Source organism: Sphingomonas bisphenolicum, assembly GCF_024349785.1.
GTDB classification, from domain to species: domain Bacteria; phylum Pseudomonadota; class Alphaproteobacteria; order Sphingomonadales; family Sphingomonadaceae; genus Sphingobium; species Sphingobium bisphenolicum.
The window spans coordinates 1,106,241-1,123,144 of record NZ_AP018817.1; the positions used below are offsets into that span (position 1 = coordinate 1,106,241).

Annotated in this window: 22 protein-coding genes; 6 read left to right on the forward strand and 16 right to left on the reverse strand. The window is 65.6% G+C overall.

Annotated elements, in window-relative coordinates:
- Window position 1: 1 nt before the first annotated feature.
- On the reverse strand, window positions 2–316 hold the full coding sequence (locus SBA_RS05525) for a hypothetical protein (protein ID WP_261936162.1): 315 nt from the start codon (window positions 314–316) through the stop codon (window positions 2–4).
- A 3-nt stretch (window positions 317–319) separates the two neighbouring features.
- The gene (locus tag SBA_RS05530; RefSeq protein WP_261936163.1) at window positions 320–1,768 is read right to left on the reverse strand and encodes a L,D-transpeptidase family protein; all 1,449 of its coding nucleotides are present in this window, start codon (window positions 1,766–1,768) and stop codon (window positions 320–322) included.
- Window positions 1,769–1,824: 56 nt separating this feature from the next.
- On the opposite strand from SBA_RS05530, the gene SBA_RS05535 reads away from it, so the two are divergent.
- Window positions 1,825–2,724: a histone deacetylase family protein gene (locus SBA_RS05535; RefSeq protein ID WP_261936164.1), complete on the forward strand. Its 900-nt coding sequence runs from the start codon at window positions 1,825–1,827 to the stop codon at window positions 2,722–2,724.
- Here the strand turns inward: SBA_RS05535 and SBA_RS05540 are convergent.
- From SBA_RS05540 to hisB, 8 genes are all read right to left on the reverse strand, one after another.
- Complete coding sequence (locus tag SBA_RS05540; protein WP_261936165.1) at window positions 2,721–3,299, reverse strand: hypothetical protein; 579 nt, start codon at window positions 3,297–3,299, stop codon at window positions 2,721–2,723. The two genes, SBA_RS05535 and SBA_RS05540, sit on opposite strands and share 4 nt — an antisense overlap.
- A 74-nt stretch (window positions 3,300–3,373) precedes the next feature.
- Window positions 3,374–3,694, reverse strand: coding sequence for a phosphoribosyl-ATP diphosphatase (locus SBA_RS05545; RefSeq protein WP_224550533.1), 321 nt, complete (start codon window positions 3,692–3,694; stop codon window positions 3,374–3,376).
- A gap of 39 nt (window positions 3,695–3,733) precedes the next feature.
- Window positions 3,734–3,991 (reverse strand): PEP-CTERM sorting domain-containing protein, encoded by a 258-nt coding sequence (locus SBA_RS05550; RefSeq protein ID WP_224550532.1) that lies wholly within the window; start codon window positions 3,989–3,991, stop codon window positions 3,734–3,736.
- Between the two features lie 161 nt (window positions 3,992–4,152).
- Complete coding sequence (gene hisF, locus SBA_RS05555; protein ID WP_224550531.1) at window positions 4,153–4,917, reverse strand: imidazole glycerol phosphate synthase subunit HisF; 765 nt, start codon at window positions 4,915–4,917, stop codon at window positions 4,153–4,155.
- Window positions 4,918–4,954: 37 nt separating this feature from the next.
- The gene (gene hisA / locus SBA_RS05560; protein WP_261936166.1) at window positions 4,955–5,692 is read right to left on the reverse strand and encodes a 1-(5-phosphoribosyl)-5-[(5-phosphoribosylamino)methylideneamino]imidazole-4-carboxamide isomerase; all 738 of its coding nucleotides are present in this window, start codon (window positions 5,690–5,692) and stop codon (window positions 4,955–4,957) included.
- Between the two features lie 96 nt (window positions 5,693–5,788).
- On the reverse strand, window positions 5,789–6,400 hold the full coding sequence (hisH, locus tag SBA_RS05565) for an imidazole glycerol phosphate synthase subunit HisH (RefSeq protein ID WP_261936167.1): 612 nt from the start codon (window positions 6,398–6,400) through the stop codon (window positions 5,789–5,791).
- Window positions 6,397–6,687 carry a YciI family protein gene (locus SBA_RS05570; RefSeq protein ID WP_066606340.1) on the reverse strand — a complete coding sequence of 97 codons (291 nt, stop codon included), beginning with the start codon at window positions 6,685–6,687 and terminating at the stop codon, window positions 6,397–6,399. Before SBA_RS05570 ends, hisH begins: the two co-directional genes overlap by 4 nt.
- A gap of 23 nt (window positions 6,688–6,710) precedes the next feature.
- Window positions 6,711–7,298: an imidazoleglycerol-phosphate dehydratase HisB gene (gene hisB, locus SBA_RS05575; RefSeq protein ID WP_261936685.1), complete on the reverse strand. Its 588-nt coding sequence runs from the start codon at window positions 7,296–7,298 to the stop codon at window positions 6,711–6,713.
- A 97-nt stretch (window positions 7,299–7,395) separates the two neighbouring features.
- On the opposite strand from hisB, the gene SBA_RS05580 reads away from it, so the two are divergent.
- The 3 genes from SBA_RS05580 (at window position 7,396) to SBA_RS05590 (ending at window position 9,760) form a co-directional block, all read left to right on the forward strand.
- A complete protein-coding gene (locus SBA_RS05580) occupies window positions 7,396–7,872 on the forward strand; it encodes an SspB family protein (RefSeq protein ID WP_224550528.1) in 477 nt (158 codons plus the stop codon).
- A 105-nt stretch (window positions 7,873–7,977) separates the two neighbouring features.
- Window positions 7,978–9,366: a class II fumarate hydratase gene (gene fumC / locus SBA_RS05585; protein ID WP_261936168.1), complete on the forward strand. Its 1,389-nt coding sequence runs from the start codon at window positions 7,978–7,980 to the stop codon at window positions 9,364–9,366.
- Window positions 9,367–9,415: 49 nt separating this feature from the next.
- Entirely contained in the window at window positions 9,416–9,760 is a 345-nt protein-coding gene (locus SBA_RS05590) for a hypothetical protein (protein WP_224550526.1), read from the forward strand.
- Here SBA_RS05590 and SBA_RS05595 read toward each other — a convergent pair.
- A complete protein-coding gene (locus SBA_RS05595; RefSeq protein ID WP_261936169.1) occupies window positions 9,757–10,326 on the reverse strand; it encodes a DUF2585 domain-containing protein in 570 nt (189 codons plus the stop codon). The two genes, SBA_RS05590 and SBA_RS05595, sit on opposite strands and share 4 nt — an antisense overlap.
- Window positions 10,327–10,380: 54 nt before the next feature.
- On the opposite strand from SBA_RS05595, the gene gmk reads away from it, so the two are divergent.
- Complete coding sequence (gene gmk, locus SBA_RS05600) at window positions 10,381–11,046, forward strand: guanylate kinase (protein WP_224550524.1); 666 nt, start codon at window positions 10,381–10,383, stop codon at window positions 11,044–11,046.
- On the opposite strand, the gene SBA_RS05605 is transcribed toward gmk, so the two are convergent.
- A complete protein-coding gene (locus tag SBA_RS05605; protein ID WP_261936170.1) occupies window positions 11,043–12,110 on the reverse strand; it encodes a class I SAM-dependent methyltransferase in 1,068 nt (355 codons plus the stop codon). The two genes, gmk and SBA_RS05605, sit on opposite strands and share 4 nt — an antisense overlap.
- Window positions 12,100–12,966, reverse strand: a complete 867-nt coding sequence (lgt, locus tag SBA_RS05610) for a prolipoprotein diacylglyceryl transferase (protein ID WP_261936171.1) — start codon at window positions 12,964–12,966, stop codon at window positions 12,100–12,102. The genes SBA_RS05605 and lgt overlap by 11 nt, the downstream gene beginning before the upstream one ends.
- Before the next feature lie 541 nt (window positions 12,967–13,507).
- On the opposite strand from lgt, the gene SBA_RS05615 reads away from it, so the two are divergent.
- Window positions 13,508–13,849, forward strand: coding sequence for a hypothetical protein (locus tag SBA_RS05615; protein ID WP_261936172.1), 342 nt, complete (start codon window positions 13,508–13,510; stop codon window positions 13,847–13,849).
- A gap of 60 nt (window positions 13,850–13,909) precedes the next feature.
- On the opposite strand, the gene SBA_RS05620 is transcribed toward SBA_RS05615, so the two are convergent.
- From SBA_RS05620 to SBA_RS05630, 3 genes are all read right to left on the reverse strand, one after another.
- Window positions 13,910–14,431 (reverse strand): sterol desaturase family protein, encoded by a 522-nt coding sequence (locus SBA_RS05620; RefSeq protein ID WP_261936686.1) that lies wholly within the window; start codon window positions 14,429–14,431, stop codon window positions 13,910–13,912.
- 197 nt (window positions 14,432–14,628) lie between these two features.
- A complete protein-coding gene (locus SBA_RS05625) occupies window positions 14,629–15,393 on the reverse strand; it encodes a TorF family putative porin (RefSeq protein WP_261936173.1) in 765 nt (254 codons plus the stop codon).
- A 255-nt stretch (window positions 15,394–15,648) separates the two neighbouring features.
- Window positions 15,649–16,902, reverse strand: coding sequence for a mechanosensitive ion channel family protein (locus tag SBA_RS05630; protein ID WP_261936174.1), 1,254 nt, complete (start codon window positions 16,900–16,902; stop codon window positions 15,649–15,651).
- Window positions 16,903–16,904: the final 2 nt, after the last annotated feature.

Genomic DNA, 16,904 nt, shown 5'->3' on the forward strand with positions numbered 1-16,904 from the left:
TTCACTCGCCTGTCGTGCTCGTCCCGTCCGCTGGCTGGCTCTGTTCGCCGCCTTCGGGCAGGCGCGAGGTCATGCCGGTCGCTTCCGCATCATCCTGAATCTGCTGCTGTTCCGACACCGAAGGCGGCGGCGCGGCCGGAGTCGCGACGGCATTGTTCTGCGGCTCGGGCTGCGGCGCTTCGGGTTCGTCCACGATCACATTTTCGACCGGCGGCTCGACCAGATTGTTGGTGACGGTCGGGGTGTCCTCTTCCTTCTTGCCGCAGGCGGAGAGGAGCAAGGCGCCGGCGAGGGCGGCGAAAGCGAGTGTGCGCATGGATCAGTCCTTCGATGCGATAGCGGGAGAGGGGGCGGCGGTGGGATCGACGCGGCGGCTGGACGCCTCGATCTTCTGCGCGAGCAGCTTGTCCCAGCCATAGGGGTCGGCGCGGAAGCTGACCGTGCCGTTATTGCCGGCGAAAGCCGTCCAGTAGAGCAGATAGACCGCCACCTGGCTGGGCAGCGATACGCGCTGGGTCTTGCCTTCGTCGATCAGCGTCTGGATCTGGCCGTTCAGATTGGGGTCGGCCGCGACCATCAGTTCGGCCAGCGCCACCGGCTTTTCCAGGCGGATGCAGCCATGGCTGGCCAGCCGGTCATAGCTGGAGAATTTGCCCCGCGACGGGGTGTCGTGCAGATAGACGGCGAAGGGGTTGTTGAAGTCGAACTTCAACCGGCCGAGCGCGCTGCCGGGGCCTGCCGGCTGGACGATGCGTTCGCCGCCTTCGGGCGTCTTGACGATCTTGTAGCCCTGTCGCGCCAGCGCCGCCCGCCCCTTGGGAAACAGTTCGCGATTGGCGATCGACATCGGCACGTTCCAGGGCGGATTGACCACGATCGAATGGATGCTGGAGGTCAGCATCGGCGTCTGGTTGGTCGGGCTGCCGGTGACCGCGCGCATCGAGGTGACCGGCTGGTCGCCTTCGAACACGGTCAGCACGGCGGCGGCGATGTTCACCTGCACCCGATTGACCGGCAGGCTGCGCGGCATCCAGCGCCAGCGTTCCATATTGGCCATGATCGCGGCGATGCGGTCATCGACGCCGACATTGAGTTCGGCCAATGTGCGCGTGCCGAGCGTGCCGGTGGGTTCGAGACCATAGCGGCGCTGGGCGCGCTGGATCACGTCCACCAGTTTTTCATTCTGGGTGACGGCCGGATCTTCCAGCGCGATGCGCGCGCGCACCACATCGGGCGCGCTGGACGCGGTCAGCGTCGGCCAGCCGCCCTTGTCGCGGATCGCCTCATATTTGGCGAGGCCCTTGCGCAGCGTGTCATAACCCGACCAGGGCGGGGTGAGGCCGGTGGACCATTGCGACAGCCGATCCTCGCTCACCGCCTTGGCGAGGCCGGGGCGCGGGTCGAAGGCGCCGGGGCGCAGCGCCCAGATCTGGAGGAAGTCGGCGGTGTCGACGCGGCCGGTGCTGAGCGCCTTGGCGCGATCGAGCAGGGCGCTCACGAGCGCATCGCCGCTCAGCGGGCCGCTCGCCTTCTGCCGGGCCATCAGCCCTTGCGCCGCGCCATTCTTCAGCCAGTCATTGGCCCAGGCCTCCTGCGCCGGGGACAGCGCCGGGATCGGCACGGGCGGCGGGGGGACCGGGACGGGCTGGATGGTCGGCACAGACAATGTGGGCGCCACGGCGGGCGGCGGGGTCTGCGCCACGGCGGGGAACGCGGCGACGCCAAGCAGCGCCAGCAGCGGGATACGGATCAGATCGGGACGGTTCATGCTGGACCAGATAGCGCAAAGCCGCCACGGTTCAAATCGCCATAGCGGAAAAGATCATGCTGCACGTTGTTCACCATCCCGCCTATGTCTCCCCTGCAACAGATGGCGGCCGATTTCGTTTCGACAAATATGGGCTGGTGATGGATGCACTGCGCGAAAGCGGCCTGGATTTCCAGACGGTTGAGCCTGTGCCGATGCCGCGCGCCTGGATCGAGGCGGTGCATGATCCCATCTATGTGGAAGAGGTCGTAACCCTGACGGTGCCGCCGGAAAAGGCGCGGCGGATCGGCTTTCCGGTGACGGAGCGGGTCATGCGCCGGTCGATGCTGTCGCCCGGCGGCACCTGGGCGGCGGCGAAGCTGGCGAGGGCGCATGGCTATGCCGCCAATGCCGCGGGGGGCAGCCATCATGCGCTGCACGATACGGGGGCGGGCTATTGCGTGTTCAACGACCTGGCCATCGCCGCCCATCGGCTGATCGCGGAGGGCGATGCGGGGCGTATCCTGATCCTCGACCTCGACGTGCATCAGGGGGACGGCACCGCGTCGCTGCTGGCCGGGCGCGGCGATATCTTCACCCTGTCGATCCATGCGGAAAAGAATTTCCCGGTGCGCAAGGCGCGCTCGACGCTCGATGTCGGGCTGGAGGATGGGACCGGCGACGCGGCCTATCTGGCGGTGCTGGCGGAGGTGCTGCCGCGCGTGCTGGACGATTTCGCGCCGGATTTGATCCTCTATCAGGCGGGGGTCGATCCGCATGGGGCGGACCGGCTGGGACGGCTGGCGCTCACGGATACCGGACTGGATATGCGCGACCGCTATGTCATGCGGCAGGCGCGGGGGCGGGGCGTGCCGCTCGCCAGCACCATGGGCGGCGGCTATGGCGAGGATCGCATGGCGATCGCCCGGCGCCACGCCGCCTGCATGATCCGGCTGGCGGAGGAAGCGTCCGTTTAATGCAACGTGCCGGCATCCGCCGCGGCCGTGGCTTCGGCCTTCGTCTCCATCAGCCTGGCTGCGATCAGGCCGGCGAGCGCCAGCGCGACGAAATCGCTGAAGGCGAGATAGAGAATATAGCCCCAGGGCGCATGGTTGAAGACCGCCTGGCCGATATGCAGCCATAGGACGGCCGCCAGCGCGAACAGGATGGAGGCGCGGGCGCGGCTGGCGAAATCGGCCAGTGCGAAACGCAGGGCGAGCGCGATCAGCACGCCCACGACCAGCGCCAGGATCAGCCCGCCGATCAGCGCGCCGCTATCCATCACCGGAAAGCCGCCTTCATTGTAGAATATCTGCGCTACCGGCCCCTTGCCGTAGAGGATGGTGCCCTGCGCCGTCGCGGGGTCGGGGATGACATAGACGCCGGTGCCGGTCGGGGTCAGCGCCTGCGCCATCGCGGCCTGCAGGTTTGCGCTGGCCTGTTCGTCGGTGCGGCTGAGCGCCAGCGCGGACAAGGGCGTGCCCCAGAAGATGAAGCCGGTGATGAAAATGGCAAAGCCGCCCAGAAGGCCGCCGACAAGAGTGCGAACCATGATGCCTCCCCCTTTTCCTGATATGAAGCTGACGCATCAACGCAGGGCGGGCAACATCTTTCCCCAATGGGGCGTCAATCCACCGGGCGCGCGGCCTTTTCGGCGATGCCCGACACGCCTTCGCGCCGGTCCAGCTCGTCCAGCACCGCGTCGAGCGGCACATCGACATCGGCCAGCAGCAGCAGCAGATGGAACAGCAGGTCGGCGCTTTCGCCGATCACTGCGTCGCGATCGTCCGCCATGGCGGCGATCACCGTCTCGACCGCTTCCTCGCCGACCTTCTGCGCGATCTTGGCGCGGCCCCTGGCGGTCAGCTTGGCGACATAGGAGGCCGACGGGTCGGCGCTCCGCCGCTGGCGGATGGTCTGTTCGAGGCTATGAAGGGTCGCGCGCATGGCCGCCATCAAGCGCCGTGCGCGCGACCCGTCAATCGATTATTTGCGCTTGCGGGCCGCAAAGAACATGCGGCCGGCCAGAACGGCCGCACCCATGCCGAACAGCGCCATCTGTTCCGGCTCCGGCACCGGCGTGGGCGTGCCGCCCGACGAGCCGCCGCCGCTGGTCGAACCACCCGACGACGAACCACCGCACTTTCCGAACCAGCACCAGAAAGTGGCGTTGGCGGGCGCCGGCACGGCAGCGCCCATGAGGCCGACGGCGCCGGCCATGAGAAGCATCTTAGGAAGTTTCATATCAAATCACCCCGTTTGCGTTGAACCTGTAATGGTTGAACGCGACCCGGACTTGGTTAAGCAGGGTCCATGCCATGGGGTAGAATTCCCAGTATTTCAGGGAAGAATGATGGTTAACATCGCAGCGGAAATCATGGTTGCTGTAAAGTAAATCGACATTTTCAGGCCGACCGTACCGGCACGCCCGCCGCCGCGAGCGCGCGATGGGCCTCAGCGATCGTGTGTTGGCCGAAATGGAAGATGGACGCGGCCAGCACTGCGCTGGCATGGCCCTGCACCACGCCCTCGACCAGATGGTCGAGTGTGCCGACCCCGCCGCTGGCGATCACCGGAATCGATACCGCGTCGGCGATGGCGCGGGTCAGCGCCAGGTCGTAGCCCGCCTTGGTGCCATCTCCATCCATCGAGGTGACGAGCAGTTCGCCCGCCCCCAGGTCCGCCAGGCGCAGCGCATGTTCCAATGCGTCGATGCCGGTCGGCTGGCGACCGCCATGGGTGAAGATTTCCCACCGGCCTTCGCTCACTTTACGCGCATCGACGGACCCGACGATGCACTGGCTACCGAAGCGGTCGGCGATGTCGGCGACCAGTTCGGGCCGGGCGACCGCCGCGCTGTTGACCGCGACCTTGTCCGCGCCTGCCAGCAGCAGCGCGCGCGCATCGTCCGGCGTGCGCACCCCGCCACCCACGGTGACGGGCATGAAGCAGACTTCGGCGGTGCGGCGCACCACGTCGAGGATGGTGCCGCGCGCTTCATGGGTGGCGGTGATGTCGAGGAAGCAGAGTTCGTCCGCCCCGGCCGCGTCATAGAGCTTGGCCTGCTCGACCGGGTCGCCGGCATCCTTCAGATCGACGAAATTGACGCCCTTGACCACGCGCCCATTGGCGACGTCGAGGCAGGGGATGACGCGGGTGCGGACGGTCATGCGACTGGTTTCCAATACCCGTGGGATGTCACGTTACTCACGCCGCCGCCTTGGCGACCGCCAGCGCGGTCTTGAGGTCCAGCCGCCCGTCATAGAGGGCGCGGCCGGTGATGACGCCTTCGATCCCCTCGTCGGCATGGAGGCTGAGGATGCGGACGTCCGCGATCCCCGCCACGCCGCCGCTGGCGATCACCGGAATGTCGGTGGCGCGGGCGAGATCGACGGTCGCGTCGATATTGCAGCCCTTGAGCATCCCGTCGCGGCCGACATCGGTGAAGAGCAGCGATGCGACGCCGGCATCCTCGAACCGGCGGGCGAGGTCGATCACTTCCATATCGCTCTTTTCCGCCCAGCCGTCGGTCGCGACGAAGCCGTCGCGGGCATCGACCGCGACGACGATGCCACCGGGAAAGTCGCGCGCCGCCGCCTTGACGAAGGCGGGGTCTTTGAGCGCTGCGGTACCGATCACGATGCGCGAGACGCCGAGGTCGAACCAGCGCTCCACCGCTTCGCGATTGCGGATGCCACCGCCCAACTGGACATGGCCGGGAAAGGCGTCGACGATCTTCTCGACCGCCTGCGCATTGACGGCATGGCCGGCGAAGCTGCCGTCGAGGTCCACGACATGGAGATGCTGCGCGCCCGCTTGCGCGAACAGCAGCGCTTGCGCGGCGGGATCGTCGCCATAGACGGTGGCGCGGTCCATATCCCCCTCGGCGAGGCGGACGACCTGGCCGTTCTTCAGGTCGATGGCGGGAAAGACGATCAGGGACATTATGCGACTTCCAAAATTCCGTTCGGTTCGAGCTTGTCGAGAACCTGTTGCGCGAGGGTTCTCGACAGGCTCGAACCGAACGGATGTTGCATTATATCACGGCTTCCAATCCAGAAACCGCGCTATAAAGGCCAGCCCGTAACGCTGGCTTTTCTCGGGGTGGAACTGGCAGCCGATGATGGTGTCGCGCGCGACTGCGGCGACGAGAGGCCCGCCATGGTCGGTCGTCGCGGCGACATGGGCGGGATCGGCGGCCTCATAATGATAGCTGTGCAGGAAATAGGCCTCACCCGCCTCGATGAGCGGCGGCGCGCCGTTCAGCACCACATCGTTCCAGCCCATATGCGGCACCTTGACGGCGGCGTCGGTCGGTTCGATCCGGCGGACGGTGCCGGGAATCCAGCCCAGCCCCTCATGCCGGCCGAACTCTTCGCCGGCATCGGCCAGCAACTGCATGCCCACGCATACGCCCAGGAACGGCGTGCCGCGCCCGTTCACCGCCTCGTTCATGGCGTCGACCATGCCGGGGATCGCGACCAGCGCATCGCGGCAGGCGCGGAAAGCGCCCACGCCCGGCAGGACGATGCGATCGGCCCTGGCCACGACATCGGCGTCGGCGGTGATGGCGACATCGTGCGCGCCAGCCTTGCGCAGAGCATTATGGACCGAATGGAGATTGCCCGCGCCATAGTCGATCAGGGCGATCATGCGAGCAGGCTCTCCAGAGTGACGCCCGCCGCCGCGCGCACCGGGTTGAATGCGATCACCTCAGCCGTAGCGGCGCCGTTGACGACGAAGGGATCGGTCGCCGCCTTCGCCTCGATCGCCGCGCGATCGCCACGGGCCAGCAATATGCCGCCGGTGCGCGGCTCACGGCGGCCGGCCAGCAGCAGCCAGCCATCGGCAATGCCGCGGTCCAGCCAGGCCCGGTGGTCCGCCAGATGGCCGTCCAGAATATCGGCCGGAGCCGTATAGGTCAGCGATATGATGAACATGGGTCCAGCCTTTCGTTGCGCTGTTACAACATGCCCTTGGTCGAGGGAATCGCGTCCGCCTTGCGCGGGTCGATCTCCACCGCCTGGCGCAGCGCGCGGGCCAGACCCTTGAACGCGCTTTCGACGATATGATGGTTGTTGCTGCCATAGAGCAGCTCGATATGCAGCGTGATGCCGGCTGCCTGGGCGAAGCTGTGGAAGAAATGCTCCACCATCTCCGTGTCCCATTCGCCGACCTTGGTGACGGTGAAAGGCAGCTTGCACACCAGCCAGGGGCGACCCGAAATGTCGAGCGCCACGCGGCTCAGCGTCTCGTCCATCGGCGAATAGACGCTGCCATAGCGGCTGATCCCACGCTTGTCGCCCAGCGCCTTGCCCAGCGCCTCGCCGATCGCGATCGCGGTATCCTCGGTCGTGTGATGCTGGTCGATATGCAGGTCGCCGACCGTCTTCACATCCATGTCGATCAGCGAATGGCGCGACAGTTGCTCGATCATATGATCGAGGAAGCCGATGCCCGTCGACACCGTATAGAGGCCAGTCCCGTCGAGGTTGACGGTGACGTCGATCTGGGTTTCCGCCGTGTTGCGGTGAATCTCGGCCGTGCGCATGGCCGCCCTATAGCGTGTAGCGCCCATCATGCAATCTGCTCATGCAATCCGCCTGCGGGGGTTGACCGCCTGTTTCGGGCCGTTAGGACATTGCGCCATGAGCGAAGATCTGCCCGACAGCCTGATTCCCTATGACGAAATCGTGCAGGAGGCCCTGCGTGCAGTCGTCGGCCGCGTGCTGGGCGAGGTGCAGCAGTCCGGCGGCCTGCCGGGCGCGCATCATTTCTACATCACCTTCAAGACGAACGCGCCGGGCGTCGACATCCCCAAACATCTGGTGGAGCGCTTCCCGGACGAGATGACGATCGTCCTCCAGAATAAATATTGGGACCTGAAGGTCAGCGACCATCATTTCGAAGTCAGCCTGACCTTCAACCAGGTCGCGGCCCACCTCAACATTCCCTTCAGCGCGATCACCGCCTTCGTCGATCCCGCGGTCAATTTCGCGCTGCAATTCCAGGTCGCGGCGGATGAATTGCCCGAACCGCATGACGAAGCGGAGAATGACGGGCCGCAGGTGACGGCCGAAGACGGCTCCAATGTCGTAACGGTGGACTTCGGGAAGAAGAAGTAAAGCTGTCCGTCGGCGGGGCAGGTCACCCCGTCGGTCATTGGAATTTTCCAGCCTTACCTTACATGACAGTCTCTTGAGATTCCTTCTCAAAAGGAGACTGTCTTCATGCCCGCCACCACCCGCACCGAAACCGACAGCATCGGCGCCATAGAGGTGCCCGCTGCCGCCTATTGGGGCGCGCAGACGCAGCGGAGCATCGAGAATTTCCCCTTCGGCGACACCGAACGGATGCCGCTCGGCATCGTCCATGCGCAGGCGATCGTGAAGCAGGCGGCGGCGCGGGTGAGCGGGACGCATGGGCTGGACGCCAGCCTCGTCGCCGCGATCGAGGATGCGGCGCAGCAGATCGTGTCAGGGGCGCTGGACGACCAGTTCCCGCTCGTCATCTGGCAGACCGGGTCGGGCACCCAGACCAATATGAACGTCAACGAGGTGATCGCGGGTTTCGCTAATGAGCAACTGGCGGGCACGCGCGGCGGCAAGAGCCCGGTCCATCCCAACGACCATGTGAATATGAGCCAGTCGTCCAACGACAGCTTCCCGACCGCGCTGCACGTCGCGACCGTGATGGCGACGCGCGACCGGCTGATCCCGGCGCTCGAAAAGCTGACCGGGGCGTTGACCGCGAAGGCGCAGGCCTGGAGCCATATCGTCAAGATCGGTCGCACCCATACGCAGGATGCGACGCCCTTGACGCTGGGCCAGGAGTTTTCCGGCTATGCCGCGCAACTGGTCAGCGGCCGGGCGCGGATCGAGGGGGCGCTCAACGGCAATATCCGCAAGCTGGCGATCGGCGGCACGGCCGTCGGCACCGGCCTCAACGCGCCCGAAGGCTGGGCCGAGGATATGGTCGCGGCGATCAGCGATATCGCGGGCACCCCGTTCGAAAGCGCGCCCAACAAGTTCGAGCAGCTCGCCGCCAAGGATGGGCTGGTCTTCTTTGCGGGCGCCTTGAGCACGCTGGCGGTGTCACTGACCAAGATCGCCAACGACATCCGCTTCCTGGGATCGGGGCCGCGATCGGGGCTGGGCGAACTGGACCTGCCCGCCAACGAGCCGGGCAGTTCGATCATGCCGGGCAAGGTCAACCCGACCCAGTGCGAATCGCTGACCATGGTCGCGGCACAGGTGATCGGCAATGCGCAGGCGGTGACGATCGGCGGGATGCAGGGCCATTTCGAACTCAACGTCTTCATGCCGCTGATCGGCGCCAATGTGCTGCGCTCCATCCACCTGCTGAGCGTCGGCATGGAGAGCTTCGCCGAACGCTGCGTCGAGGGTCTGGTGGCGAACGAGGCGCGGATCGCCGAGCTGGTCGACCGGTCGCTGATGCTCGTGACCGCGCTGGCGCCCGAGATCGGCTACGACAATGCCGCCGCCATCGCCAAACATGCGCACAAGAAAGGGCAGACGCTGAAAGAGGCCGGGCTGGAGCTGGGGCTGGTGGATGAGGCGACCTTCGACCGTCTGGTGCGGCCGGAAAATATGGTCTGATCCAGATCAACATGGCGGAACCGGCCGGGCTTCGATACATTAACCCTGTATGAAGAAAACACCCCTCACCCCCTCCGCCCCGCTGGTGACGATCCGTCCGCCGAAAAAGGCGGGAATGCTGCGAAAGGCGGCGCGGGTCGGGGCGACGGTGGTCGCCGCCCGGGTCGCGGCGGCGACGGGAAAGAAGGGCGTGTTCGGCCTGATCGCAGGCGCGGGCGCCAAGCGGATCATCATGCGCTACCCCGCCGGCGCGCTGTTCGTAACCGGGGCCTATATGGCGGGCAAGCTGTACGAGGCCAAGCGCGAGGCGGAGCGCAAAAGGAACCTGAAACTGCTGCCAGACAAGAGCGGCGAGCCGATCCCGATCGAAACGGCGCGGAAAGCCAAGGGTTAAAGCGCCGCCTGCCAGTCGCGCACCGCGTCGATCGGCCAGGTCAGCATCAGGACGTTGAGCGTCAGATTGTCGCGGATCACCGCGAGCGCAAGCAATTCCAGCGCGACGGCGAGCGTGACCGTCACCCAGACCGGCGCGCGGGCGGCGAACAGGAAGCCCAGCGTCATCATGCCGATATCGCTCATCGAATTCAGGATCGTGTCGCCCGAATAGCCCAACGCGATCGTCGCCGTGCGATAACGGTCGATGATGATCGGCGAATTCTCCAATATCTCCCATGCCGATTCGATCAGGACGGCCAGCGCCAGCCGAGGCCCGATCGGCCGGCGTTTCAGCAACAGGCGCGCGCCCGCGTAGAACAGGAAGCCGTGGATCACATGGCTGAGGCTGTACCAGTCGGCGATATGCTGGCTGTTGCCGCTGTCGAGCGCGCCATGCCACAGTTCCACATGGCCGCAGGTGCAGATGGGTGGGCGGTGCATCAGAAACAGAATGATGCAGGCGGCCAGCGCGATCAGGGCGGCGGCGATGAAGCCGCGCCGGTTGGCCAGTCGTCTGCGTCGCATCGTCTCTCCCCACCGCCCTCTTGCAAAATCGCGTCTCAGGCGTCACTAGCGGCCATGGCCGACACCATTCCTTCAGAGACCCCCGATTTCAAGCGGCGGGGCGTTCTTTTCGTCCTTTCCTCCCCTTCGGGCGCGGGCAAATCCACCATTGCGCGCAAGCTGCTCGCCGCCGAACCGGACCTGTCCATGTCGGTATCCGCGACCACGCGGCCGATGCGACCCGGTGAAGTCGATGGGAAGGATTATCATTTCGTCGATCTGGAAGAATTCCGCCGGATGACGAGCGACCATGAATTCCTGGAATGGGCGCATGTGTTCGGCCAGCGTTACGGCACGCCACGCGGCCCGGTCGAGGCGATGCTGAAGGCTGGTCAGGACGTATTGTTCGACATCGACTGGCAGGGCGCGCAGCAGTTGCACCAGATTGCCGGCGGCGACGTGGTCCGCATCTTCATCCTGCCGCCGTCGATGGAGGAGCTGGAGCGGCGCCTGCGCGGGCGGGCGACCGACAGCGAGGCGGTGATCGAGGGTCGCATGGCGCGCGCCGCGGGCGAGATCGCGCATTGGGACGGCTATGACTATGTGCTGTGCAATGTCGATGCCGACGATTGTTTCGCGCGGGTCCAGACCATCCTCCACGCCGAGCGGATGAAGCGCAGCCGGCAGACCGGCCTGATCGGCTTCATCCGCAAGCTGGGCCGCTACCACCAGGAAGATTAAAGCCGGTCGAACCCGGCCGGGTCCGCCCAGTCGGGATGGGTCCAGGCCATCGCCTTGAACAGCGTCCCCATCTCCGCCGCGTCGGTCAGGCGATGGCGGGCCGCCTCCACCTCCGCAGCGCGGGCAGGGGCGGTGCGGGCGAGCTGGTCGGCGCGGGCGTCGATGCCGAGCTTGCGCAGATAATCGCCCTGGCCGACCGGGCCATGAACCCGCAGGCCCGCCTGGCGCGCCATATTGCCCAGCACGTTGAAATCGACATGGGTCGTCAGGTCCACCTCGCCCGGATCGGTGAAGGGATCGGCGAACTGGTGCGCCTTGACCGCCTGCAACGTGTCGCCCAGCGCCGGGCCTTCATGGCCATAGTCGATGATGATCGCGGCGCCGCCCTGCCTGGCGATGCGGTGGGCCAGGGCATAGGCGATGCCGGCGCCGACGATCGGCGATTCGAGGATCGCGCCTTCGGGCGCGTCCACTGCAAAGGGTGGCAGGCCCGATTCGATGCGGCGATAGCCGGGGACGGGGAGGAAGCGGCCCTCCGCCTCGCGACTGACGACGACGCGCTCGCGCCATTCGTCCCCGACGCGGATGCACTGGCGGACGGGCAGGGCATCGAAAAATTCATTGGCGACCACCAGCAGCGGGCCGGTTTCGGGCAGGCTGTCGATGCTGTCATGATGGATGGCATGGGGCAGCAGGGCGAGCTGGCGACCGCGCAGCGCGGGGCTGGTTTCGACCAGATGCACTTTGGGCGCGAGCGCCGCCCGCTCCATCGCCCGCAGCGCGTCGGCCGCCAGCGTGCCGCGGCCCGGCCCCAGCTCGGCATAGACGGTTTCGGGGCGGCGGCCCGACCGCATCCAGACGTCGGCCAGCGCCAGGCCGACCAGCTCGCCGAACATCTGGCTGATTTCCGGCGCGGTGGTGAAGTCGCCGTCCGCGCCCAGGGGGTCGCGGGTCGCGTAATAATGCTGGTTCGCCTCCGATATATAATGGGCGACCGAGATCGGCCCGCCCGAGGCGATCTGCCGCGCCAGCCGATCCGCCAGCGATGCTGTTTCAGGCGACACTGTTCGCCCCGGCGATCGGTTCCACCCGCACGCGGCGGCGGCCGGCGGTGCCGATCAGGTAGAGGCCGCCCAGGATCATCGGCACGCACAGCCATTGGCCCATATGCAGGCCGGTGCGCGCGGCGAACTCCATCAACTGCGCGTCGGCCTCGCGGAAATATTCCACGCCGAAGCGGAAGCAGCCATAGCCCAGCAGGAAGATGCCGACCAGCATCCCCGGCTTGTAGCGGGCGCGGGTCTTCCAGAAGGCGAAGGCGAGGATCAGGAACAGGACGACGCCCTCCAGTCCGGCTTCGTAGAGCTGGCTGGGATGACGGGGGTAGGGGCCGCCGGTGGGGAATATGATGCCCCAGGGGACGTCGGTTTCCTTGCCCCACAATTCCCCGTTCACGAAATTGGCGAGGCGGCCGAAGAACAGGCCGAAGGGCACGACGCAGGCGACATAGTCATGGATGCGCAGCCAGCTCAGCTTTTCCTTCCAGGCCATGTAGAGAATGCCGAGCGACACGCCGACCGCGCCGCCATGGAAGGACATGCCGCCATGCCACAGCTTGAAGATGTCGAGCGGATGGGCCAGGATTTCGGGCTGGTAGAAGATCACATAGGCCAGCCGCCCGCCGATGATGATGCCGAGCGTCGCATAGAAGATCATGTCGTCGGCATGGCGCCGGCCCATCGGCGACCCCGGCTGCGCGACCAGCTTGAGCAGATACCAGTAGCCGATCAGGATGCCGGCCAGATAGGCGAGGCTGTACCATTTGAGCGTGAAGAAGCCCAGATTGAGGGCGACGGGGTCCAGCCCCAGATCTTCAAAGCGAATGGCGCCCGAAGCGGCGGCGGCAAGGTCCAGGATCAAAATGGCGTCCTCTTGGGAATTGGAGTGCGGACATAGAACAAGCGGCGGCCAAGATGAAGGGGGGACGGGGATTTGATGGTGCCGGCGGGTCGCGACGGGGCCGGGTGGGCGCCGCGGCCGAAGTTCACGCCGTTGTCGGGTGATTTGCGCGAAAAGCGCCGCCGACGCGCCTGCGACGCTATCGCGAGGCTACAGGTGGGTGAAGGGACGGTCATGATCGGTTCACACCAACGCGACGGGGACGCGACAGGGACGCGCCGGGTTCGCGCCATCCACGCGCCACGGACGCCATGGGCCAGCGGCTGGCAGGCGTGGGGGGTGACGAGGGGAGGGGCTGGTCCATCGGTGAGGGTAAACCAGAGAATGGGGGAATAGGAAAGACGGTGGTGCGGAGGAGCGAAAGCGGACTGGATGCCTGTCCGCTGACGGGGTGAGCGATGACCGCTGACGACCATTTTAAGCCTGTCGCCCCTTAAAATAACTTTCTCAATTGCTGCCGTTCTCTTCGTTCCGTAGCCCTGGCTTAGTTGGAGGACGCAGGATGAAATTTAAGAGCATCGCAGAAAACATTTCGGTTGAGAATGGCGTCGCGCAAATCGCATTCGACCTAAGTGGGGCGCCAGCCGCTTACATTATAATCTCACGTCCCTGTGACGGAAACGTGGTGGCAGAGTTCTTTGGTGAAGATCATTATGTTGAGGTTAAAGATCAGCTTTACGGCGGCTACGGGCAAATTGAGACGCTTCTTATCGAAGATACCTGCCGGTTTCGTATACGGCTCAGGAACACGATTCCCGATATTGGAGCCGATCTCACTATCATGACGTGCCTGCCAATGCCGGAAGCGATCTTGAACCAATTGCGAACCTTGGAGCGCGGCTGACCGGATTGTCTGATATCCCGCACTCGAGCTTGAAAGCCGACAGTCCCCTATCCACCCAAATCAGTCCACCGCGCCCGCATCCTCCAGCCCCTTCGCCGCGCGCACGCCCTGGCGGCCGCGCTGTGCCAATGCTTGTTTCAGCGCGGTCGGATGTGGAGCGATCAGGAAGCCGAAGCTGACCGTGCCATGCTTCGTTTCGACCGCATGGTGCAGGCGGTGGGCCTGGACGATGCGCTTCATGTAGCGCGAGCGCGCGACATAGCGGTGCGTCACCCGCTGATGCACGATGATGTCGTGAAAGCCCAGATAGATGGCGCCATAGGCGGCGATGCCCGCGCCCACCGCGGTCGCCCAACTGCCCCAGCCCCATTGCACGCCACCGAGCAGCAGCAGGATGGAGGGCAGGGCGAAGATCACGAAATAGAGGTCGTTCGCTTCCCAAAAGCCGGTGCGCGCGCGGTGATGGCTGGCGTGGAGGAACCAGCCAGGGCCGTGCATCACCCAGCGGTGCATGACATAGGCGAACCCCTCCATCGCGGCGATCGTGGCGAGGAAGAGGAGCAGGAGGGTGAGGGGCGACATCAGGGCAATATAGGGGCGGCGGGGGGCGGTGGCGACCCCGTAATGATCCATGAGCGCCGTCCTTCATCCGTTCGTTCGAGCGACACCATGTCGCCCCGTTCGGCCCGGACGGATTCGCAGCCTGTGTCGCGCACGCGAAAAGGGCCGCGATCGCTGGCGCGGTCGCGGCCCTTTTCACCTCCGGAAGGCGTGTCGGATCAGAAGGCCGCGGTCAGCGTGCCGACGACGCCGGCCTTGCTGATATTGTGGCCCGCCGGCGAATAGAGCGACTTGTCGGTGTCGACATAGGAGACGCCGAAGGTCAGATGCTGCCAGGTGTAGGTCGCGCCGATATTCCAGTCGGTATAGCCCTTGCCGATGGTCAGGTAGCTGGGGCCGAAGCTATGCGCCAGATGCGCCGACACGCCCAGCGGGGTGTTGGGGATCGAGGCCGACAGGTCGCCTGCGACGTAGAGATTGTCTTCCTTGCCGTTGCCGACGGACAGCGCCTTCGCCTTGGGGGCGTAGTTGACGGTCAGCTTGGCGGTGGCGGGGCCGAAGGTGCCCTTGACCGAGGCATAGGGCTCGACGAAGTCGGTGTTGAGGCCGGCATTGCCGGGATAGTAATAATAGAGCACGCCGACGTCGATCGTGGCGGCGCCGACCGTGGTCGTATAGCCGCCGATCAGGTCGAGTTCCTGGTCGGAGCCGGCCGCGACATAATCGTCGATCGAGCTGCCCCAGACCGACGCGTAGAAGCCCGAAGCGTGGCTGACGGTGATGCCGCCCTGCAGCGCGAACTTCTTGTTGGTCTGCGAAATGCCGCGGAAGCGATAGTCGGTGACGACGGCCGCGTTGCCGGTGACGGTGATCTCGGGCGTGGGCTCGTCCTGGGCCATGGCAGGCGCCGAAACGGCGGCGAGCGCGCCGACAAGAGCGCCGACAAAGACGGGGGCCGAGAGGCCGAGAATGGACTTACGCATATTAATCCCCTTGATGGTTCTGCGATCGTCCCGCCTGCGTCCAGGCGCCCGCCTCTATGCTTCCCCCGCTCGGGATGGGCCGGCTGCCTCAACATGTGTGGAAATGCCTGTCCTCATTGCGCTGCACAAGATTTTATTGCTCGCCAATGTCTTTTGCTGCCCTAATGTTGCTGGACTGCAACAAAATTCCGTTAGGGCCACGCGCGATCAAGCCCGCCGACAGGTCAGAAGCGCGCAATTGCTGGGGGTAGCCGCTTATGGTCGCCCTGTGTCGGGCGCGTGGTGGATGACGCGCTGCGGGTAGGGAATGGCGATGCCATTGTCGCGGAACAGCTGCCAGACGCGACCCAGCACGTCCGACTTCACATTGCCCACGCCGCCTTCGGGGTCGCTGATCCACACCAATATGTCATGTTCGACGCGGCTTTCCCCGAAACTGGTGAGCCAGACATTGGGCCTGGGATTGCGCAGTACGCGGGGGCTGTCCTGTGCGGCCTGGAGCATCAATTGCTGGGCGAGCTTGAGGTCGGAGTCGAAGGCGATGCCGACAGGGATGCGAACGCGGACGTTGCGGTCGGAATAGGACCAGTTCTCCACCTCCTGCGTCATCAGATTCTCGTTGGGAATCAGATGTTCCTTGCCGTCGCGAGTGATGACGGAGACGGCGCGGACGCCGATCTTGTTCACCCAGCCGAAACTGTCGCCCACGACGATGACGTCGCCCGGCTTGATCGAGCGGTCCATCAGCAGGATGATGCCGGCGATCAGATTGCCGAAGGTCTTTTGCAGGCCGAAACCGATGGCGAGGCCGAGCGCGCCGGAGAAGACGGCGAAGGCGGTCAGGTCGATCGACAGCAGATCGACGCCGATGAAGAAGGCGGCGACGATCACCGCGATGGCGGCGAGCTTTTGCGCCAGCAGCTTCTGCGTCGGATCGAAGCCGTCGGTCTTCTGGATCGATCGACCGATGAGGCGATTGGTCAGGCGCACGGCGGCGAAGAGCGCGACGCAGGTGGCGGCGATCGAGAGCAGACCGAGCAGGGTGATGCGGCGCTTGCCCAGGGTGAAGCCGATGCGATCGAGCATCTCGCCCACCGGGACGATGCCGCCGCTGCTGCCCGACACGATCAGGATGAAGAGGATGAGCGCGAGCGGCGCGACCGCCCAGCGGGGTATGGCGAGGCCGCGCAGGATGTGGGTGGCGAGCAGCGCCACCGCCCCGCCCAGCGCCGTGCCGACGACGAGATGGGCGAGCGATCCGGTCGGCCAGAGGACGAGCGCCAGCGCCAGCAGCAATGCGGCGACGCCATGGCGCAGGATAGCGCGGACATGGCCGGCCAGCGCGTCGCCCAGCGGCGGCAGGCGATGACGCAGGCGCGGGGCGAGGGCGCGGCCGATGGCCCAGGCGGCGGCATAAAGCAAAATGGCGAGCAGCAGCGCGACCATCGGGTGGACGATGTCCGGGTCGCCGGGCAAGAGCGCCAGCAAATGGGTGGCGCCAGGGGTCATCG